Here is a 15,612-nt window from a genome sequence, read left to right on the forward strand (position 1 = left end):
GCCGGGCCGGCAGGTCGGCGACGCCCCAGAAGCGGGCCGCCTCGGCGCGCGCGGACGGGACCGCGACCGCCCGTCCGCCGGGCAGCAGCCCGGGCAGCGTGCCGGCCTCGACGGCGCCGCGCTCCCCCGCCCGGCGCGGCACCCAGGCCAGCCGGGCACCGGTGACGGCGGCGAGGTTCAGTGCGGCGGTCAGCGCGCCGGGCACGGTGGCGAGCCGCTCGCCGACCAGGATCACGGCGCCGGGGGCGCGCAGCTGGTCGGCCGCGCGGCCGGCGTCGTCGGCGAGCACCTCGTCGCCGGCCAGTGCGGTCAGCCACTCGGCCTCGGTGCCGGGGGCGGCCGGCAGCAGCGCGCCGCGCAGCTTGCCGAGGCCCCGGGTGGCGTGCGACGCGATGGCGTACACCTTGAGGCCGGCCGCCCGGTTGGCCTTGCGCAGCCGCAGGAAGACGATCGGCGCCTCCTCCTCGGGCTCCAGCCCGGCCAGCAGTACCGCGGGCGCCGCCTCCAGGTCCCGGTAGGAGACCGCGTCACCGTCCAGGTCCACCCCGCGGCCGGCGACCGCGGCGGCCAGGAAGTCCGCCTCCTCGCCGCTGTGCGGGCGGGAGCGGAAGTCCACGTCGTTGGTGCCCAGCACCACGCGGGCGAACTTGCCGTAGGCGTACGCGTCCTCGACGGTCACCCGGCCGCCGGTGAGCACCCCGGCGCGGGCGCCGCGCAGGCCCTCGGCGGCGACGGCCAGCGCCTCGGACCAGGAGGCTGGGACGAGTTCACCGCTCTCGTCGCGGACCAGCGGGGTGGTCAGCCGGTCGCGCTGCTGCGCGTAGCGGAAGGCGAACCGGCCCTTGTCGCAGTTCCACTCCTCGTTGATCTCCGGCTCGTTGCCGGCCAGCCGGCGCAGCACCTTGCCGCGCCGGTGGTCGGTGCGCTGGCCGCAGCCGGCCGAGCAGTGCTCGCACACGCTGGGCGAGGAGACCAGGTCGAACGGGCGGGAGCGGAACCGGTAGGCGGCCGAGGTGAGGGCGCCGACCGGGCAGATCTGGATGGTGTTGCCGGAGAAGTACGACTCGAAGTCGTCGCCCTCGCCGGTGCCGACCTGCTGGAGGGCGCCGCGCTCGACCAGGTCGATGAACGGGTCCCCGGCGATCTCCTGGGAGAAGCGGGTGCAGCGGGCGCACAGCACGCAGCGCTCGCGGTCCAGCAGCACCTGGGTGGAGATCGGCACCGGCTTCTCGTAGGTCCGCTTCATGCCCTCGAACCGGGAGTCGGCGGCGCCGGTGGACATCGCCTGGTTCTGCAGCGGGCACTCGCCGCCCTTGTCGCAGACCGGGCAGTCCAGCGGGTGGTTGATCAGCAGCAGCTCCATCACGCCGCGCTGGGCCTTCTCCGCGACCGGCGAGCTGACCTGGGTGCGCACCACCATGCCCTCGGCGACCGGGATGGTGCAGGAGGCGACCGGCTTGCGCTGGCCCTCGACCTCCACGATGCACTGCCGGCAGGCCCCGGCGGGGGCGAGCAGCGGGTGGTCGCAGAAGCGCGGGATCTGGGTGCCGATCTGTTCGGCGGCGCGGATCACCAGGGTCCCCTTGGGGACCTGGACCTCGACGCCGTCGATGGTGAGCGTGACCAGCTCCACCTGGGTGGAGGGCTCAGTGATCGTCACGCGTGCACCTCCCTCTCGGTGGCGGACTCGTGGGCGGTCGACCGGCCGGCCCACACCGTGGCGGCGGCCGGGTCGAAGGGGCAGCGGCGCTCGGCGAGGTGCTGCTCGTACTCGGCGCGGAAGTGCTGGAGCGAGGAGACGATCGGGCTGGCGGCGCCGTCGCCCAGCGCGCAGAAGGACTTGCCGTTGATGTTGTCGGCGATGTCGAGCAGCTTCTCCAGGTCGCCCTCGACGCCCTGGCCGGCCTCGATCCGCTTGAGCAGCTGGACCAGCCAGTAGGTGCCCTCGCGGCAGGGGGTGCACTTGCCGCAGGACTCGTGGGCGTAGAACTCGGTCCACCGGGTGACGGCCCGCACCACGCAGGTGGTCTCGTCGAAGATCTGCAGGGCCTTGGTGCCGAGCATCGAGCCGGCCGCGCCGACGCCCTCGTAGTCGAGCGGGACGTCGAGGTGCTCGTCGGTGAACATCGGGGTGGAGGAGCCGCCCGGGGTCCAGAACTTCAGCCGGTGGCCGGCCCGGATGCCGCCGCTGATGTCCAGCAGCTGGCGCAGCGTGACGCCGAGCGGGGCCTCGTACTGGCCGGGGTTGGTGACGTGGCCGGAGAGCGAGTAGAGCGTGAAGCCGGGCGACTTCTCGGTGCCCAGCGACTTGAACCACTCCTTGCCGCGGGTCAGGATCGGCGGCACCGAGGCGATCGACTCGACGTTGTTGACCACGGTCGGGCAGGCGTACAGGCCCGCGATGGCCGGGAACGGCGGCCGCAGCCGGGGTTGGCCGCGGCGGCCCTCCAGCGAGTCCAGCAGCGCCGTCTCCTCGCCGCAGATGTACGCCCCGGCGCCGGCGTGCACGGTGATGTCGAGGTCGATGCCGGAGCCGAGGATGTCCTTGCCGAGGTAGCCGGCCTCGTAGGCCTCGGCGACCGCCGCGTGCAGCCGGCGCAGCACCGGGACGACCTCGCCGCGCAGGTAGATGAAGGCGTGGTCGCAGCGGATCGCGTAGGACGCGATGATCATGCCTTCGATCAGGCTGTGCGGGTTGGCGAAGAGCAGCGGGATGTCCTTGCAGGTGCCCGGCTCGGACTCGTCGGCGTTGACCACCAGGTAGTGCGGCTTGCCGTCGTTCTGCGGGATGAACTGCCACTTCATGCCGGTCGGGAAGCCGGCGCCGCCGCGGCCGCGCAGGCCGGAGTCCTTGACCAGGGCGATCAGGTCGTCGGGGGCCATGTCGAGGGCGGCCCGCAGGCCCTGGTACCCGTCGTGGCGCAGGTAGGTGTCCAGGGTCCAGGGGCGGTCGTCGTCCCAGGAGGCGGAGAGGACCGGTGAGAGGAGCTTCTCGGCCGGCTCTGCGGAGGTCATCACGCTTCCGTCCCTTCGTGCCGCGGGGAGACCACCTTGGTGCCCGGGGCGCCGGGCAGCGCCTCGCCCTTGGACAGCCGCAGGCCGGCCATCGAGGGGGTGCCGCCGGCGCCGGAGGCGTCGACCGCGCCGGGGCGCTCGTCGGGGAAGCCGGCCAGGATCCGGGAGGTCTCCTTGAACGAGCAGAGCCGGGCGCCGCGGGTGGGCTGCGGGTCGTGGCCGGCCCGCAGGTCGTCGACCAGCTGCTTGGCGCTCTCGGGGGTCTGGTTGTCGAAGAACTCCCAGTTGACCATCACCACGGGGGCGTAGTCGCAGGCCGCGTTGCACTCGATGTGCTCGATCGAGATCTCGCCGTCGGCGGTGGTCTCGTTGTTCTTGACGCCCAGGTGGTCCTGGAGTTCGGCGAAGATCTGGTCGCCGCCGAGGACCGCGCACAGGGTGTTGGTGCAGACGCCCACGTGGTACTTCCCGGCGGGCCTGCGGCGGTACATGGTGTAGAAGGTCGCGACCGCGGTGACCTCGGCGGTGGTGAGCTCCAGCTGTTCGGCGCAGAAGCGGATCCCGGTCGGGCTGACGAAGCCCTCCTCGGCCTGCACCAGGTGCAGCAGCGGCAGCAGCGCGGAGCGGGCCACCGGGTAGCGGCCGATCAGCTCGCGGGCGTCCGCGGCGAGGCGCTCGTGCACCTCGGCCGGGTACGGCTTGGCCGGCAGTGCCGGCAGCCCGAGTTCGACGTTGGTCACCGGTCCACTCCTCCCATCACCGGGTCGATCCCGGCCACCGCGACGATCACGTCGGCGACCTGGCCGCCCTCGCACATCGCCGCCATCGTCTGCAGGTTGGTGAAGGACGGGTCCCGGAAGTGGACCCGGTAGGGCCTGGTCCCGCCGTCGCTGACCACGTGCACCCCGAGCTCGCCCTTGGGCGACTCGACCGCCGTGTAGGCCTGGCCGACCGGGACCCGGAAGCCCTCGGTGACCAGCTTGAAGTGGTGGATCAGGGCCTCCATCGAGGTGCCCATGATCTTGCGGATGTGGTCGAGCGAGTTGCCCATCCCGTCCGGGCCGACGGCCAGCTGGGCCGGCCAGGCGATCTTCTTGTCGGCCACCATGACCGGGCCGGGCTTCAGCCGGTCCAGGCACTGCTCGGCGATCCGCAGCGACTGGCGCATCTCCTCCAGCCGGATCAGGAACCGGCCGTAGGAGTCGGCGGTGTCGGCGACCGCGACCTCGAAGTCGTAGTCCTGGTACCCGCAGTACGGGTCGGACTTGCGCAGGTCGTGCGGCAGGCCGGTGGCGCGCAGGATCGGGCCGGTGGCGCCGAGCGCCAGGCAGCCGGCCAGGTCCAGGTGGCCGACGTCGACCAGCCGGGCCTTGAACACCGGGTTGTCGGTGGCCAGTTTGTCGTACTCGTGCATCCGCGAGCGGAGCAGCTTGATGCCCTCGCGGACCTGGTCGACGGCGCCGGGCGGGAGGTCCTGGGCCAGGCCGCCGGGGCGGACGTAGGCGTGGTTCATCCGCAGGCCGGTGACCAGCTCGAAGATGTCGAGGATGACCTCGCGGTCCCGGAACCCGTAGATCATCAGGGTGGTGGAGCCGATCTCCATGCCGCCGGTGGCGAGTGCCACCAGGTGCGAGGAGATCCGGTTGAGCTCCATCATCAGCACCCGGATCACGGTGGCCCGGTCCGGGACCTGCTCGGTGATGCCGAGCAGCTTCTCCACGGCCAGGCAGTACGCGGTCTCGTTGAACAGCGGGGTCAGGTAGTCCATGCGGGTCACGAAGGTGGTGCCCTGGACCCAGTTGCGGAACTCCATGTTCTTCTCGATGCCGGTGTGCAGGTAGCCGATGCCGCAGCGGGCCTCGGTCACCGTCTCGCCGTCGATCTCCAGGATCAGCCGCAGCACGCCGTGGGTGGACGGGTGCTGGGGGCCCATGTTGACGATGATCCGCTCGTCGTCGGCGCGGCCGACGGCGTCGACCACCTCGCCCCAGTCGCCGCCGGTGACGGTGAACACCCGTCCCTCGGTGGTCTCGCGCGCCCCTGCTTCGAAGTCTGTGGTCATCAGCTGTACGACCTCCGCTGGTCGGGCGCCGGGATCTGGGCGCCCTTGTACTCGACGGGGATGCCGCCGAGCGGGTAGTCCTTGCGCTGCGGGTGGCCCAGCCAGTCGTCCGGCATCATGATCCGGGTGAGCGCGGGGTGGCCCTCGAAGACCAGGCCGAAGAAGTCGTAGGTCTCGCGCTCGTGCCAGTCGTTGGTCGGGTAGACGCTGACCACGGAGGGGATCCGCGGGTCGGCGTCGGGTGCGGTGACCTCCAGCCGCAGCTGCCGGCCGTGGGTGATCGACCGCAGGTGGTACACCGCGTGCAGCTCGCGGCCCTGGTCGCTCGGGTAGTGCACGCCGCTCACGCCGAGGCAGAGTTCGTAGCGCAGCGCCGGGTCGTCGCGCAGGATCCGTACGGTGCGCAGCAGGTGCGCGCGGTCGATGTGGAAGGTGAGTTCGCCGCGGTCGACCACGGTCTTCTCGATCACCTCGGCCGGGTCGAGCCCCTGCTCCTCCAGCGCGCCCTCCAGCTCGTCGGCGACCTCGTCGAAGTCGTGGCCGTACGGGCGCGCGCTGGCCGGCGGCAGCACGATCGGCGCGCTGAGGCCGCCGAAGCCGGAGGTGTCGCCGGTGCCGTGGGCGCCGAACATGCCCTGGCGGCGGCCGACCACCTCGACCGGCAGCTCGGTGCGGTGCGGTTCCTCGCGGGTGGCGGGGACGGTGGCGTCGTCGTCGCTCATCGCAGCAGCCCCCGCATCTCGCTGACCGGGGTGGCCTGCAGGGCGAACTGCTCGGCCTCCTCCTCGGCGCGGCGCTTGTTGACCCCGAGCTTCTCGTGCTGGATCTTGTCGTGCAGCTTGATGATCGCGTCGAGCAGCATCTCCGGCCGCGGCGGGCAGCCCGGCAGGTAGATGTCCACGGGCACGATGTGGTCGACGCCCTGGACGATCGCGTAGTTGTTGAACATGCCGCCGGAGGAGGCGCAGACGCCCATCGAGATGACCCACTTGGGGTTCGGCATCTGGTCGTACACCTGGCGCAGCACCGGGGCCATCTTCTGGCTCACCCGCCCTGCCACGATCATCAGATCGGCCTGCCGCGGCGAGCCGCGGAAGACCTCCATGCCGAACCGGGCCAGGTCGTAGCGGCCCGCGCCGGTGGTCATCATCTCGATCGCGCAGCAGGCGAGTCCGAAGGTGGCGGGGAAGACAGACGCCTTCCGCACCCACCCGGCGGCGGCCTCCACGCTGGTGAGCAGAAAGCCGCTCGGCAGCTTCTCCTCGATTCCCATCAGTTCCCTCTCAATGCGATCCAAGTCCGGTGGCGATGACGCCCGTTCACCTTGCGCGCCGGTTCACAAGGCCCGTCCGGTCAGTCCCACTCCAGACCGCCGCGGCGCCACACGTAGGCGTACGCGACGAAGACGGTGGCGATGAAGAGCAGCATCTCGACCAGCCCGAAGATCCCCAGGGCGTCGAAGCTGACCGCCCACGGGTAGAGGAAGACGATCTCGATGTCGAAGACGATGAAGAGCATCGCCGTCAGGTAGTACTTGATCGGGAACCGACCGCCGCCCACGGGCTGCGGGGTCGGCTCGATGCCGCACTCGTACGCCTCCAGCTTGGCCCGGTTGTAGCGCTTGGGGCCGGTCAGTGAGGCCATCGTGACGGAGCCGACCGCGAACGCCGCCGCGATGGCACCGAGTACGAGGATCGGCGCGTAGGCATTCATAAGCCCCCGCTCCCTCCGTCCAGTCGTCCTTGACTGCAGATCGGAACCGCGGGATCACCGCAGGTGAACCCGTGATCCACTTACTGAGATCCAACTCATGTGAGGCAGTTCACAAAGCCTGGATCGAGCGCATCCTATGCCTGTCGGCTTGTGATCTGCGACACGCAGTTCCAGACGATCTTTGTGATCTACGACACCTCGCAAACGACCACCAAGGCGATCAAGTCGCAATCAATCAACGCAGCGGAGGCATATGGGCACAATCAGTCGCATTCAACGGTGAACCGACAGGTCAGAGGCTTACGCCTATATCAATCATGAGCCGCCCGAGGCAAATTTCAGCCACCCCAGGTTGACGTGTTATAGGCCCTCACCCGCGAGAGTGGCCGACCCGGTGCACCCGCTTGACCCTTTGTTCACAAGGGCACGAGAGGCCGCCGCGCGGCCGCGCACGACACCGGCGGCGCACCGCGGCCACACTGGGAACAGGACCCGCCCCGCGGGCCCGGCGAGAGGAGCGGGCCATGCCCCTTCCCCGGTACGGCGTCGCGATCGGCACCTTCCACGACTTCGGACGCGACCCCCGGCACGAGTACGGCGAGTGGTACCACGGCCACCTGGTCATGGGCTTCCCCACCGGGCTGTGGGAGGCGGCCCTGGACGTCGACTCGCCGAGCGGGGTCGGGGTGGCGTACCGCCTGGTCCCCGGCCTCGACGGGACGGTCCTCGGGGCGCTGCGGGCGCTGCCCGACGGCTTCCACCCGCTCTCCCCCGACCCCGGCTCGGGCGCGCTCGACTACCAGCGCAGCCCGTTCCTCCAGGACCCGCCCTGGCTGCCGCCGCTGCGGCTGCTGGTCCGGCGGGCGGCGGAGTTCCTGCTCCACCCGCCGCCCGGCGCCCCGGTCTGCGGCCCCAACCTGGCCGACCGGCTGGCCGCGCTCCTCGCCCACCTGCGCCGGGACATCCACCCGTGGGTCGCCAGCGACGGGGACAACGCGCTCGACGTGCTGGAGCCGCGACTGCGCTCGGCGAGCCGGCTGTACGTCTTCGGGCAGAGCTTCGCGGACGGCCCGGGCGTGCACGACGTGCACCTCAACCAGGGTGACCCGGTGGGCAGCCAGTGGTGGGACACGGACGGCGCCTGGCAGGACGGCGCGGTGCTCTGCGAGCGCGCGGACGGGCGGCTGACGGCCTGGCAGATCCGGTTCAACACCCAGCGGCTGCCGACCGACGACCAGGGCCACCCGCGCTGAGCGCCGGGGCGCAGGAGTAGCCGCGGCGGGAGCGGGCATTGATGACACGGCCATGCCATTAACGCCCGTTCACCGACCGGAGGTCACCCCCACATGAGGCGCAAGCACTGGGCCCTGCTCCTGGCCGCCACCGTCGTCCCGCTCACCCTGTCGACCACCGCCCACGCCGCCGCACCCGCGCCGGCCGCACCGGCGGCGGACTGCACCTACACACCGACCCCGCCGGCCGACAACTTCAAGGGGATCCCGGTCTTCGACGCAGTCAAGGCCGCCAAGCCGTTCAAGGCGACGCTGAGGACCAAGCAGGGCGACATCACCTTCAAGGCGCTCACCGACAAGGCCCCGTGCACCACCTTCTCGTTCCGGTTCCTCGCCGAGCACGACTACTTCGACAAGAGCCACTGCCACCGCCTCACCACCCAGCGGATCTTCGTGCTGCAGTGCGGCGACCCGACCGGCACCGGCAGCGGCGGTCCCGGTTACTCCTTCCCCGACGAGAACCTGACCGGCGCCACCTACCCGGCCGGCACCGTGGCGATGGCCAACGCCGGGCCGAACACCAACGGCAGCCAGTTCTTCTTCGTCTGGAAGGACACCAAGCTCTCCCCCGCCTACACCCCCTTCGGGCAGGTCACCGGCGGCCTGGACGTGCTGCAGAGGATCGCGGCCGCCGGTGAGGACGACCAGAACGGCCCCGGCGACGGTTACCCGGCGCTGAGGACCGACATCCGCAACGTCAAGATCTCCAAGGGCTGACCGGCCGCGGCCGTCCCGTACGGTGGGGGCCCACCCCTCGCCGTACGGGAGCCGCCGCATGGACCGCAGCACCACCTGGGAGAGCGTCGACCGGCTGGTCGCCTGGCTGGACCGGGAGAGCGCCGCGCCACCGGACGACCGGCGGCTGCTACGGATCCTCAAGGTCACGGAGGAGGTAGGCGAGGTCGGGCAGGCCGTCATCGGCGCCACCGGCCAGAACCCGCGCAAGGGGGTCACCCACGGCTGGGAGGACGTCCAGGACGAGCTCTGCGACGTGGTCCTGTCGGCGCTGGTCGCCCTGCGCACCCTCACCCCGGACGCCCGCGAGGTCTTCGAGCGGCGGCTGGCGCACGTCCGGCAGCGCTCGCTCGGCACCCTGGCGACCGAGCGGCTGGAACTGGTCCCGCTGCGCGAGGAGCACGCCGAGGAGATGGCCCTGGTGCTCGCCGACCCGGCCCTGTACGCCTTCACCGGCGGCGGGCCCGAGACCGCCGCCGGCCTGCGGGCCCGCTACCGCCGGCAGGCCGCGGGCTCGCCCGAGCCCGGGGTGAGCTGGCTGAACTGGGCCGTGCGGCTGTGCGCGGAGGACCGCCTGGTCGGATACGTCCAGGCCACCGTCACCGGCGGCACCGCCGAACTGGCCTGGGTGGTCGGCACCCCGTGGCAGGGCCGGGGCATCGCCGCCGAGGCCGCCCGGGCGGTCGCGATCGAGCTGACGGCGGGGGCGGCCGACACCCTGGTCGCCCACATCCACCCCGACCACCACGCCTCCGCCAAGGTGGCCGCCGCACTCGGCCTCACCCCCACCGACCGGTGGTACGACGGCGAACGCCGCTGGCAGTCCTGAGCCCCGGCCGCCCGGCCGGCGGCTACTGCGCGCCGAGCGCCATCCACTTCCCCGGTGTGGCCAGCGGCTCGAACCCGACCTTTGCGTACACCTCGTGGGCATCCGCGGTGGCCAGCAGGACCCGGCGCAGGCCGTCCCCGGCCAGCTCGTCGCGGACGGCGGCGGCCAGCGCCGTGCCCAGCCCCTTGCCGCGGGCGGCCGGGGCAATGTACACGTCGCAGAGCCAGCCGAAGGTGGCCCGGTCGGTGACCACCCGGGCGTAGCCGAGCTGCGCGCCCGAAACCCGGTCGTACACCCCGAAGTTGAGCGAGCCGGCGATGGCCCGGTCCTGCTTCTCGCGGCTGCGGCCGAGCGCCCAGTAGGCGTCCTCGGACAGCCAGCGGTGGACCAGGGCCGCGTCCAGGCGCGCCGGGTCGGTGGAGATCTCGTAGCCCTCGGGCAGTTCGGTGGTCATGCCCCGGATCCAAGCAGTCCGGCGGGTCCGGCGGCCACCGGGATGTCCGGCGGCCGCTGGCCCGGTCCGGGATCAGGCGTTGGGGGCCACCTTGGTCAGGCCGTTGATCAGGCGGTCCATCGCGTCGCCGCCCTGCGGGTCGGTCAGGTTGGCCAGCAGCTTGAGCGTGAACTTCATCAGCAGCGGGTGGGTCAGGCCGCGTTCGGTGGCGATCTTCATCACCTTGGGGCTGCCGAGCAGCTTCACGAAGGCGCGGCCGAGCGTGTAGTAGCCGCCGTAGACCTCCTTGAGCACCTTCGGGTAGCTGTGCAGCACCCGCTCGCGGCCGGCCTCGGTGATCCGGGCCGAGGCCTGCACGATGACCCCGGCGGCGATCTGGCCGGACTCCATCGCGTAGGCGATGCCCTCGCCGTTGAACGGGTTCACCATGCCGCCGGCGTCGCCGACCAGCAGCAGGCCGCGGGTGTAGTGCGGCTGCCGGTTGAAGGCCATCGGCAGCGCGGCGCCGCGGATCTTCTCGGTCATGTTCTCCGGCGTGTAGCCCCACTCCTCGGGCATGCCGGAGCACCAGGTGGTGAGCACCTCGGGCCAGTTGAGGTTGCCGAAGGCGGGCGAGGAGTTGAGGATGCCGAGGCCGACGTTGGAGGTGCCGTCGCCCATGCCGAAGATCCAGCCGTAGCCGGGCAGCAGCTCGTCCTTCTTGCGCGGGTCGCGCAGCTCCAGCCAGGACTCCAGGTAGTCGTCGTCGTGGCGGGGCGAGGTGAAGTACGTCCGGTAGGCGACGCCCATCGGACGGTCCTCCATCCGGTGCAGGCCCATCGCGACCGACAGCCGGGTGGAGTTGCCGTCGGCGGCCACCACCAGCGGGGCCTTGAAGACCACCGCGCGCTTCTCCTCGCCCACCTTGGCGGTGACACCGGTGATCCGGCCGGTGCGCTCGTCCAGCACCGGGCCGGTGACGTTGCACCGCTCGTACAGCCGGGCCCCGGCCTTCTGCGCCTGACGGGCCAGCAGCTCGTCGAAGTCCGCGCGCTTGCGGACCAGGCCGTAGTCGGGGAAGGCGGCCAGCTCGGGCCAGTCCAGCTCCAGCCGGACACCGCCGCCGATGATCCGCAGGCCCTTGTTGTGCAGCCAGCCGTTCTCGGTGGAGACGTCGATGCCCATGTCCACCAACTGCTTGGTGGCGCGCGGGGTCAGGCCGTCGCCGCAGACCTTCTCCCGCGGGAACTCGGTCTTCTCCAGCAGCAGCACGTCCAGCCCGGCCTGGGCCAGGTAGTACGCCGTGGTCGAGCCCGCCGGGCCGGCACCGACCACGATGACGTCCGCGGTGCTCTCCACGGGACTCGCCGGCTTCGTCAGATCGGCTGCGGTGTCGGTGGTCACGGCTGGCACTCTCCTGGACACGACGGTGGGGGCCCGGGGCGGACCCCGAGCAGTTTATGGCGTGGTACGGCGCTCAGGCCTTGAAGCCCCGGTGCAGGGCGACGATGCCGCCGGTCAGGTTGCGCCAGGCGACCCTGGACCAGCCGGCCTGCTGCAACTTGACCGACAGCGCGGGCTGGTCGGGCCAGGAGCGGATCGACTCGGCCAGGTAGACGTAGGCGTCCGGGTTGCTGCTGACCGCGGTCGCCACCGGGGGCAGTGCGCGCATCAGGTACTCGGTGTAGACCGTGCGCAGCGGGGTCCAGGTCGGGGTGGAGAACTCGCAGATCACCAGCCGGCCACCGGGCTTGGTGACCCGGTACAGCTCGCGCAGGGCGGCGTCGGTGTCCTGGACGTTGCGCAGGGCGAAGGAGATGGTGACGGCGTCGAAGACCCCGTCGGCGAAGGGCAGCCGGGTGGCGTCGCCCGCGGTCAGCGCCAGTTCGGGGTGGCGGCGCTTGCCCTCGGCCAGCATGCCGAGCGAGAAGTCGCACGGGACCACCTCGGCGCCGGCCTCGGCGAAGGGCAGCGAGGAGGTGCCGGTGCCGGCCCCCAGGTCGAGGACCCGCTGGCCGGGCCCGGCCCCGACGGCGTCGGCCACGGCGCGGCGCCAGAGGCGGGTCTGGCCGAGGGAGAGGACGTCGTTGGTGCGGTCGTACTTCGCCGCGACGTCGTCGAACATCGCGGCGACTTCGTGCGGCTGCTTGTCCAGGGAGGCTCGGGTCACGCCCCCCATTGTTCACCTTGGCACCGGCGCCCCGGGCGACGGGGTGCGGTCCGGCACGGCGCACGGCGTCGCCGTGCGCCCCCGCGGGCCCCGGTACGCCCGTGGCGCCGGTACCCGCCGGGCACGAACCTCCGCCGCCGCGGGAGGCCGCCGACCGGCCGGGGCGTGCTCAGCGCACGGCGCGCCGGCCGCCCTTGCGGCGGCGGCGGGAGCGCTTGCCGTGGGTGATCGCGGGCATCCCCTCGCCGAGGGCCTCGGCGGCCAGCGCGACGGTGGTGCGGACCCGGCCGTTGCGCTGCTCCCGTACCGGGTTGGCCCGGCGGTGGCGCCAGATCCGGGCCACGCACAGCGCGCAGAGCATCAGCGCGACCGGCACGCTGGTCTGCGCGAGGCCGACGCCCACCGGCTGCGGGTAGCGGTTGCCGCAGACCCGGACGGCGCCGGGGTCGTCCGCGGCGTGCTCCAGGCAGATCGGCGCGCCCAGCACGGCGTTCTCGGGCAGCCACAGGTCGGTGGCGGTCAGCTGGCGCCCGTCTGCCTGGTACCGGACCTGGCTGTAGGTGCCGCTGCCGCCGGGCAGCTGGGTGATGGTGCCCTCGACCCGGACCGGGTTGGCCGCGATCCGGTCCGCCTGGTCGGCCTGGCGCCAGCCGAGCAGGCACAGTCCGAGCGCGAGCACCGCGCTGAGCACGGCGACCAGGTACCAGCCGCGGCCCAGCCGGGGCCGGACCGAGGGCCCGAGGGGCCCGTTCGGTCGGGGGGCGGTCGCGGATTGCATGGTTCCCTGTCCTGGCTGCCGTCACCTGAGTGGCTGTCCGGGATCGTAACCGCTGGCGGGGCCTCAGGTCACGGCGGGCGCTGATCATCCGATATGAGGATCGCCACGCCCGGGGCGGTTTCCGGCCGCCCCGAGGTGGGAAACTCACGCCGCGTCACCGCCGCCGGTACACCAGCCGTCCGCCCAGCACGGTCGCCAGGCAGCAGCCCGCGCCGAGCCGGGCCAGCTCCTCGACCGACTCCGCCTCGAACAGCGCGAAGTCCGCCGCCCCACCGACCGTCAGTGCACGGTGCACCAGTTCGCCGGGCGCTCCGGCGGCCAGCGGGTCCAGCCCGCCCGGGGCGCCGTCGCCGGGCAGCGCGGTGAGTCCGGAGCGGGTCACCGCGGTACGGACGGCGGGCAGTTCGAACGGCCCGGCCACCGCCGTGGTCCCGTACGCCAGCATCCGCTGCAGCCCGCGCCGGGCGCTGCCGCCGCGGCGATCCGCGGCGACCTCGGTGAGCAGCGGCTCGCTGCCCAGCTCCTCGCGCGGGTCCGGGTGGTACGCGCGTTCCAGCAGCCAGTGCCCGTACGGGTTGCGCAGGCCCGGCAGCAGCAGGCCGCCCCACTCCCGGACCCGGGCACCGCCACCGGCCAGCTCCCGGTACGGCCCGAACGCGGCCACCACGGCGCCGTCGACCAACACCGCCCCGTCGGGGATCGACGGGGCGGCGGGGTCGGCCGGGTCGGGCGCCAGGAGGGCGGCCCGATGGAGGGTCAGCATCAGCTGGTGGAGAGGATCTTCAGCTCGGGGTGGGCGGTGCCGCCGTCCAGCGCGGTGGACGCGATGTGGGAGGCCACCCGCGGGTCGACCGGGTCGTTCGCCGGGTCGTCCAGCACCCGCAGGTGCTGGTAGGTGGTGGAACGCTGGGCCGGGGTGCGGTCGGCCGCCCGGATCAGGTGGATCAGCTCGGTCAGGTTGGAGCGGTGCTTGGCGCCCGCCATCGAGACCACGTTCTCCTCCAGCATGACCGAGCCCAGGTCGTCCGCACCGTAGTGCAGCGACAGCTGGCCCGCCTCCTTGCCGGTGGTCAGCCAGGAGCCCTGGATGTGGGCCACGTTGTCGAGGAACAGGCGGGCGATGGCGATCATCCGCAGGTACTCGAAGACGGTGGCCTGGGTCCGGCCCTTGAGGTGGTTGTTCTGCGGCTGGTAGGTGTACGGGATGAAAGCCCGGAAGCCGCCCGTGCGGTCCTGCACGTCGCGGATCATCCGCAGGTGCTCGATCCGCTCGGCGTTGGTCTCGCCGGTGCCCATCAGCATGGTGGAGGTGGACTCCACGCCCAGGCCGTGCGCGGTCTCCATGATCTCCAGCCAGCGCTCGCCGGACTCCTTGAGCGGGGCGATCGCCTTGCGCGGCCGCTCGGGCAGCAGTTCGGCGCCGGCCCCGGCGAAGGAGTCCAGGCCCGCCTTGTTGATCCGGGTGATGGCCTCCTCGATGGAGACCTCGGAGATCCGGGCCATGTGCTCGACCTCGGACGCGCCGAGGGAGTGGATCACCAGCTGCGGGAAGTCGGCCTTGATCGCGGCGAACGCCGTCTCGTAGTACTCCACGCCGTAGTCCGGGTGGTGGCCGCCCTGGAACATGATCTGGGTGCCGCCCAGCTCGACCGTCTCCGCGCAGCGGCGCAGGATCTCGTCGAGGTCGCGGGACCAGCCCTTGTCGCTCTTGGGCGCCACGTAGAAGGCGCAGAACTTGCACGCCGTCACGCAGACGTTGGTGTAGTTGATGTTGCGCTCGATGATGTACGTCGCGATGTGCTCGGTGCCCGCGTAGCGGTGGCGGCGCACGGCGTCCGCGGCGGAGCCGAGCGCGTGCAGCGGCGCGGAGCGGTAGAGCTCCAGCGCCTCCTCGGGCGTGATCCGGCCACCGGCGGCCGCGCGGTCCAGGACAGCCTGCAGGTCGGCGGCGGCGGGGGCGCCCCCGGCCGAGGGCAGGGGGAGGGTCTGCTCGGACACCTGGCGGGCCTTCTTTCTGTCCATCCATCGGGTCGCCTCAGCCGGGAACGGAAGCCCGGCCGACATGACCGAACCAGCCTACGCCAGCCCTCTCCGGCCCCTGCCGAGCCCTCGCCCGGTGGGGCGGACGCGCCGGAGCGAGGGCTCCGGGGCGCCGCCCGGACGGGCTCCGGTCAGCCCTGCTTCGTCAGGTCCCCGGCCGGGTCCGAGCCGAGCGGCGCCTCGCTGACCTGGAGGTGCAGGGTGCGCGGGTCCGTGAGGGTGTACGTCTGCTTCTCCGGCGTTCCGGTGCAGCCCGCGTCGGCGCCCGGCGCCGGACGCTCCTGCAGGACGACGCGGTCGGCGGCCACCGAGAGCAGCGTCAGCTCACCCCGGCAGACCGTGCTGCTCAGCCGGGACGCGTTGCTGGTGCGCCCGACCTTCTCGCCGACCCGGCCGGCCGACAGCTCGACCTGGAAGTCGCTGGCCAGCGGGACGATCTGGGTGGTGATGGCGCCCTTCCAGGTCCCCACGTACCCGGCGGGCAGCGCGTCGCCGCCGGCCGCGGCGCCCGGCGTGCCCGAGGCCGGCGGGGCGGCGGGCGGCGA

At 72.3% G+C, this 15,612-nt stretch carries 16 protein-coding genes and 1 pseudogene; 3 read left to right on the forward strand and 14 right to left on the reverse strand.

Annotation, left to right across the window (positions count from 1 at the left end; genetic code table 11):
• The 7 genes from AA75_RS25440 to AA75_RS25470 all read right to left on the reverse strand — a co-directional run.
• A partial coding sequence (locus AA75_RS25440) for an NADH-quinone oxidoreductase subunit G (protein WP_033822570.1) occupies nucleotides 1-1,660 on the reverse strand: 1,660 nt, incomplete at its 3' end.
• Nucleotides 1,657-3,015: an NADH-quinone oxidoreductase subunit NuoF gene (nuoF, locus tag AA75_RS25445; protein ID WP_033822571.1), complete on the reverse strand. Its 1,359-nt coding sequence runs from the start codon at nucleotides 3,013-3,015 to the stop codon at nucleotides 1,657-1,659. The genes AA75_RS25440 and nuoF, both read right to left, overlap by 4 nt.
• Nucleotides 3,015-3,755 (reverse strand): NADH-quinone oxidoreductase subunit NuoE, encoded by a 741-nt coding sequence (gene nuoE, locus AA75_RS25450; RefSeq protein ID WP_033822572.1) that lies wholly within the window; start codon nucleotides 3,753-3,755, stop codon nucleotides 3,015-3,017. The genes nuoF and nuoE overlap by 1 nt, the downstream gene beginning before the upstream one ends.
• Nucleotides 3,752-5,077, reverse strand: coding sequence for an NADH-quinone oxidoreductase subunit D (locus tag AA75_RS25455; RefSeq protein WP_033822573.1), 1,326 nt, complete (start codon nucleotides 5,075-5,077; stop codon nucleotides 3,752-3,754). The genes nuoE and AA75_RS25455 overlap by 4 nt, the downstream gene beginning before the upstream one ends.
• On the reverse strand, nucleotides 5,077-5,799 hold the full coding sequence (locus tag AA75_RS25460; RefSeq protein WP_033822574.1) for an NADH-quinone oxidoreductase subunit C: 723 nt from the start codon (nucleotides 5,797-5,799) through the stop codon (nucleotides 5,077-5,079). Before AA75_RS25460 ends, AA75_RS25455 begins: the two co-directional genes overlap by 1 nt.
• Nucleotides 5,796-6,350, reverse strand: a complete 555-nt coding sequence (locus tag AA75_RS25465) for an NADH-quinone oxidoreductase subunit B family protein (protein WP_033822575.1) — start codon at nucleotides 6,348-6,350, stop codon at nucleotides 5,796-5,798. Before AA75_RS25465 ends, AA75_RS25460 begins: the two co-directional genes overlap by 4 nt.
• Nucleotides 6,351-6,430: 80 nt before the next feature.
• Nucleotides 6,431-6,790: an NADH-quinone oxidoreductase subunit A gene (locus tag AA75_RS25470; RefSeq protein ID WP_033822576.1), complete on the reverse strand. Its 360-nt coding sequence runs from the start codon at nucleotides 6,788-6,790 to the stop codon at nucleotides 6,431-6,433.
• A 524-nt stretch (nucleotides 6,791-7,314) separates the two neighbouring features.
• Between AA75_RS25470 and AA75_RS25475 the strand changes: the two genes are divergently transcribed.
• The 3 genes from AA75_RS25475 (at nucleotide 7,315) to AA75_RS52385 (ending at nucleotide 9,646) form a co-directional block, all read left to right on the forward strand.
• Entirely contained in the window at nucleotides 7,315-8,043 is a 729-nt protein-coding gene (locus tag AA75_RS25475) for a DUF2278 family protein (RefSeq protein WP_033822577.1), read from the forward strand.
• Nucleotides 8,044-8,136: 93 nt separating this feature from the next.
• Nucleotides 8,137-8,799, forward strand: coding sequence for a peptidylprolyl isomerase (locus tag AA75_RS25480; protein ID WP_033822578.1), 663 nt, complete (start codon nucleotides 8,137-8,139; stop codon nucleotides 8,797-8,799).
• Between the two features lie 343 nt (nucleotides 8,800-9,142).
• Complete coding sequence (locus tag AA75_RS52385) at nucleotides 9,143-9,646, forward strand: GNAT family N-acetyltransferase (RefSeq protein ID WP_033822588.1); 504 nt, start codon at nucleotides 9,143-9,145, stop codon at nucleotides 9,644-9,646.
• Between the two features lie 22 nt (nucleotides 9,647-9,668).
• Here AA75_RS52385 and AA75_RS25490 read toward each other — a convergent pair whose 3' ends face one another.
• From AA75_RS25490 to AA75_RS49755, 7 genes and pseudogenes are all read right to left on the reverse strand, one after another.
• Nucleotides 9,669-10,100 (reverse strand): GNAT family N-acetyltransferase, encoded by a 432-nt coding sequence (locus AA75_RS25490; protein ID WP_033822579.1) that lies wholly within the window; start codon nucleotides 10,098-10,100, stop codon nucleotides 9,669-9,671.
• A gap of 72 nt (nucleotides 10,101-10,172) precedes the next feature.
• Nucleotides 10,173-11,459 (reverse strand): geranylgeranyl reductase family protein, encoded by a 1,287-nt coding sequence (locus AA75_RS25495; protein ID WP_033822589.1) that lies wholly within the window; start codon nucleotides 11,457-11,459, stop codon nucleotides 10,173-10,175.
• Between the two features lie 97 nt (nucleotides 11,460-11,556).
• Nucleotides 11,557-12,249, reverse strand: a complete 693-nt coding sequence (locus AA75_RS25500) for a demethylmenaquinone methyltransferase (protein ID WP_033822590.1) — start codon at nucleotides 12,247-12,249, stop codon at nucleotides 11,557-11,559.
• Between the two features lie 169 nt (nucleotides 12,250-12,418).
• Nucleotides 12,419-13,027 (reverse strand): hypothetical protein, encoded by a 609-nt coding sequence (locus tag AA75_RS25505; RefSeq protein ID WP_033822580.1) that lies wholly within the window; start codon nucleotides 13,025-13,027, stop codon nucleotides 12,419-12,421.
• 154 nt (nucleotides 13,028-13,181) lie between these two features.
• The gene (locus AA75_RS25510) at nucleotides 13,182-13,790 is read right to left on the reverse strand and encodes a hypothetical protein (RefSeq protein ID WP_033822581.1); all 609 of its coding nucleotides are present in this window, start codon (nucleotides 13,788-13,790) and stop codon (nucleotides 13,182-13,184) included.
• Nucleotides 13,790-15,049: a cyclic dehypoxanthinyl futalosine synthase gene (gene mqnC, locus AA75_RS25515; protein ID WP_233289187.1), complete on the reverse strand. Its 1,260-nt coding sequence runs from the start codon at nucleotides 15,047-15,049 to the stop codon at nucleotides 13,790-13,792. The genes AA75_RS25510 and mqnC overlap by 1 nt, the downstream gene beginning before the upstream one ends.
• 149 nt (nucleotides 15,050-15,198) lie before the next feature.
• Nucleotides 15,199-15,612: pseudogene (locus AA75_RS49755) on the reverse strand (hypothetical protein); the annotation flags it as partial.

This window comes from Kitasatospora sp. MBT63, from assembly GCF_000710465.2.
GTDB lineage: Bacteria > Actinomycetota > Actinomycetes > Streptomycetales > Streptomycetaceae > Kitasatospora.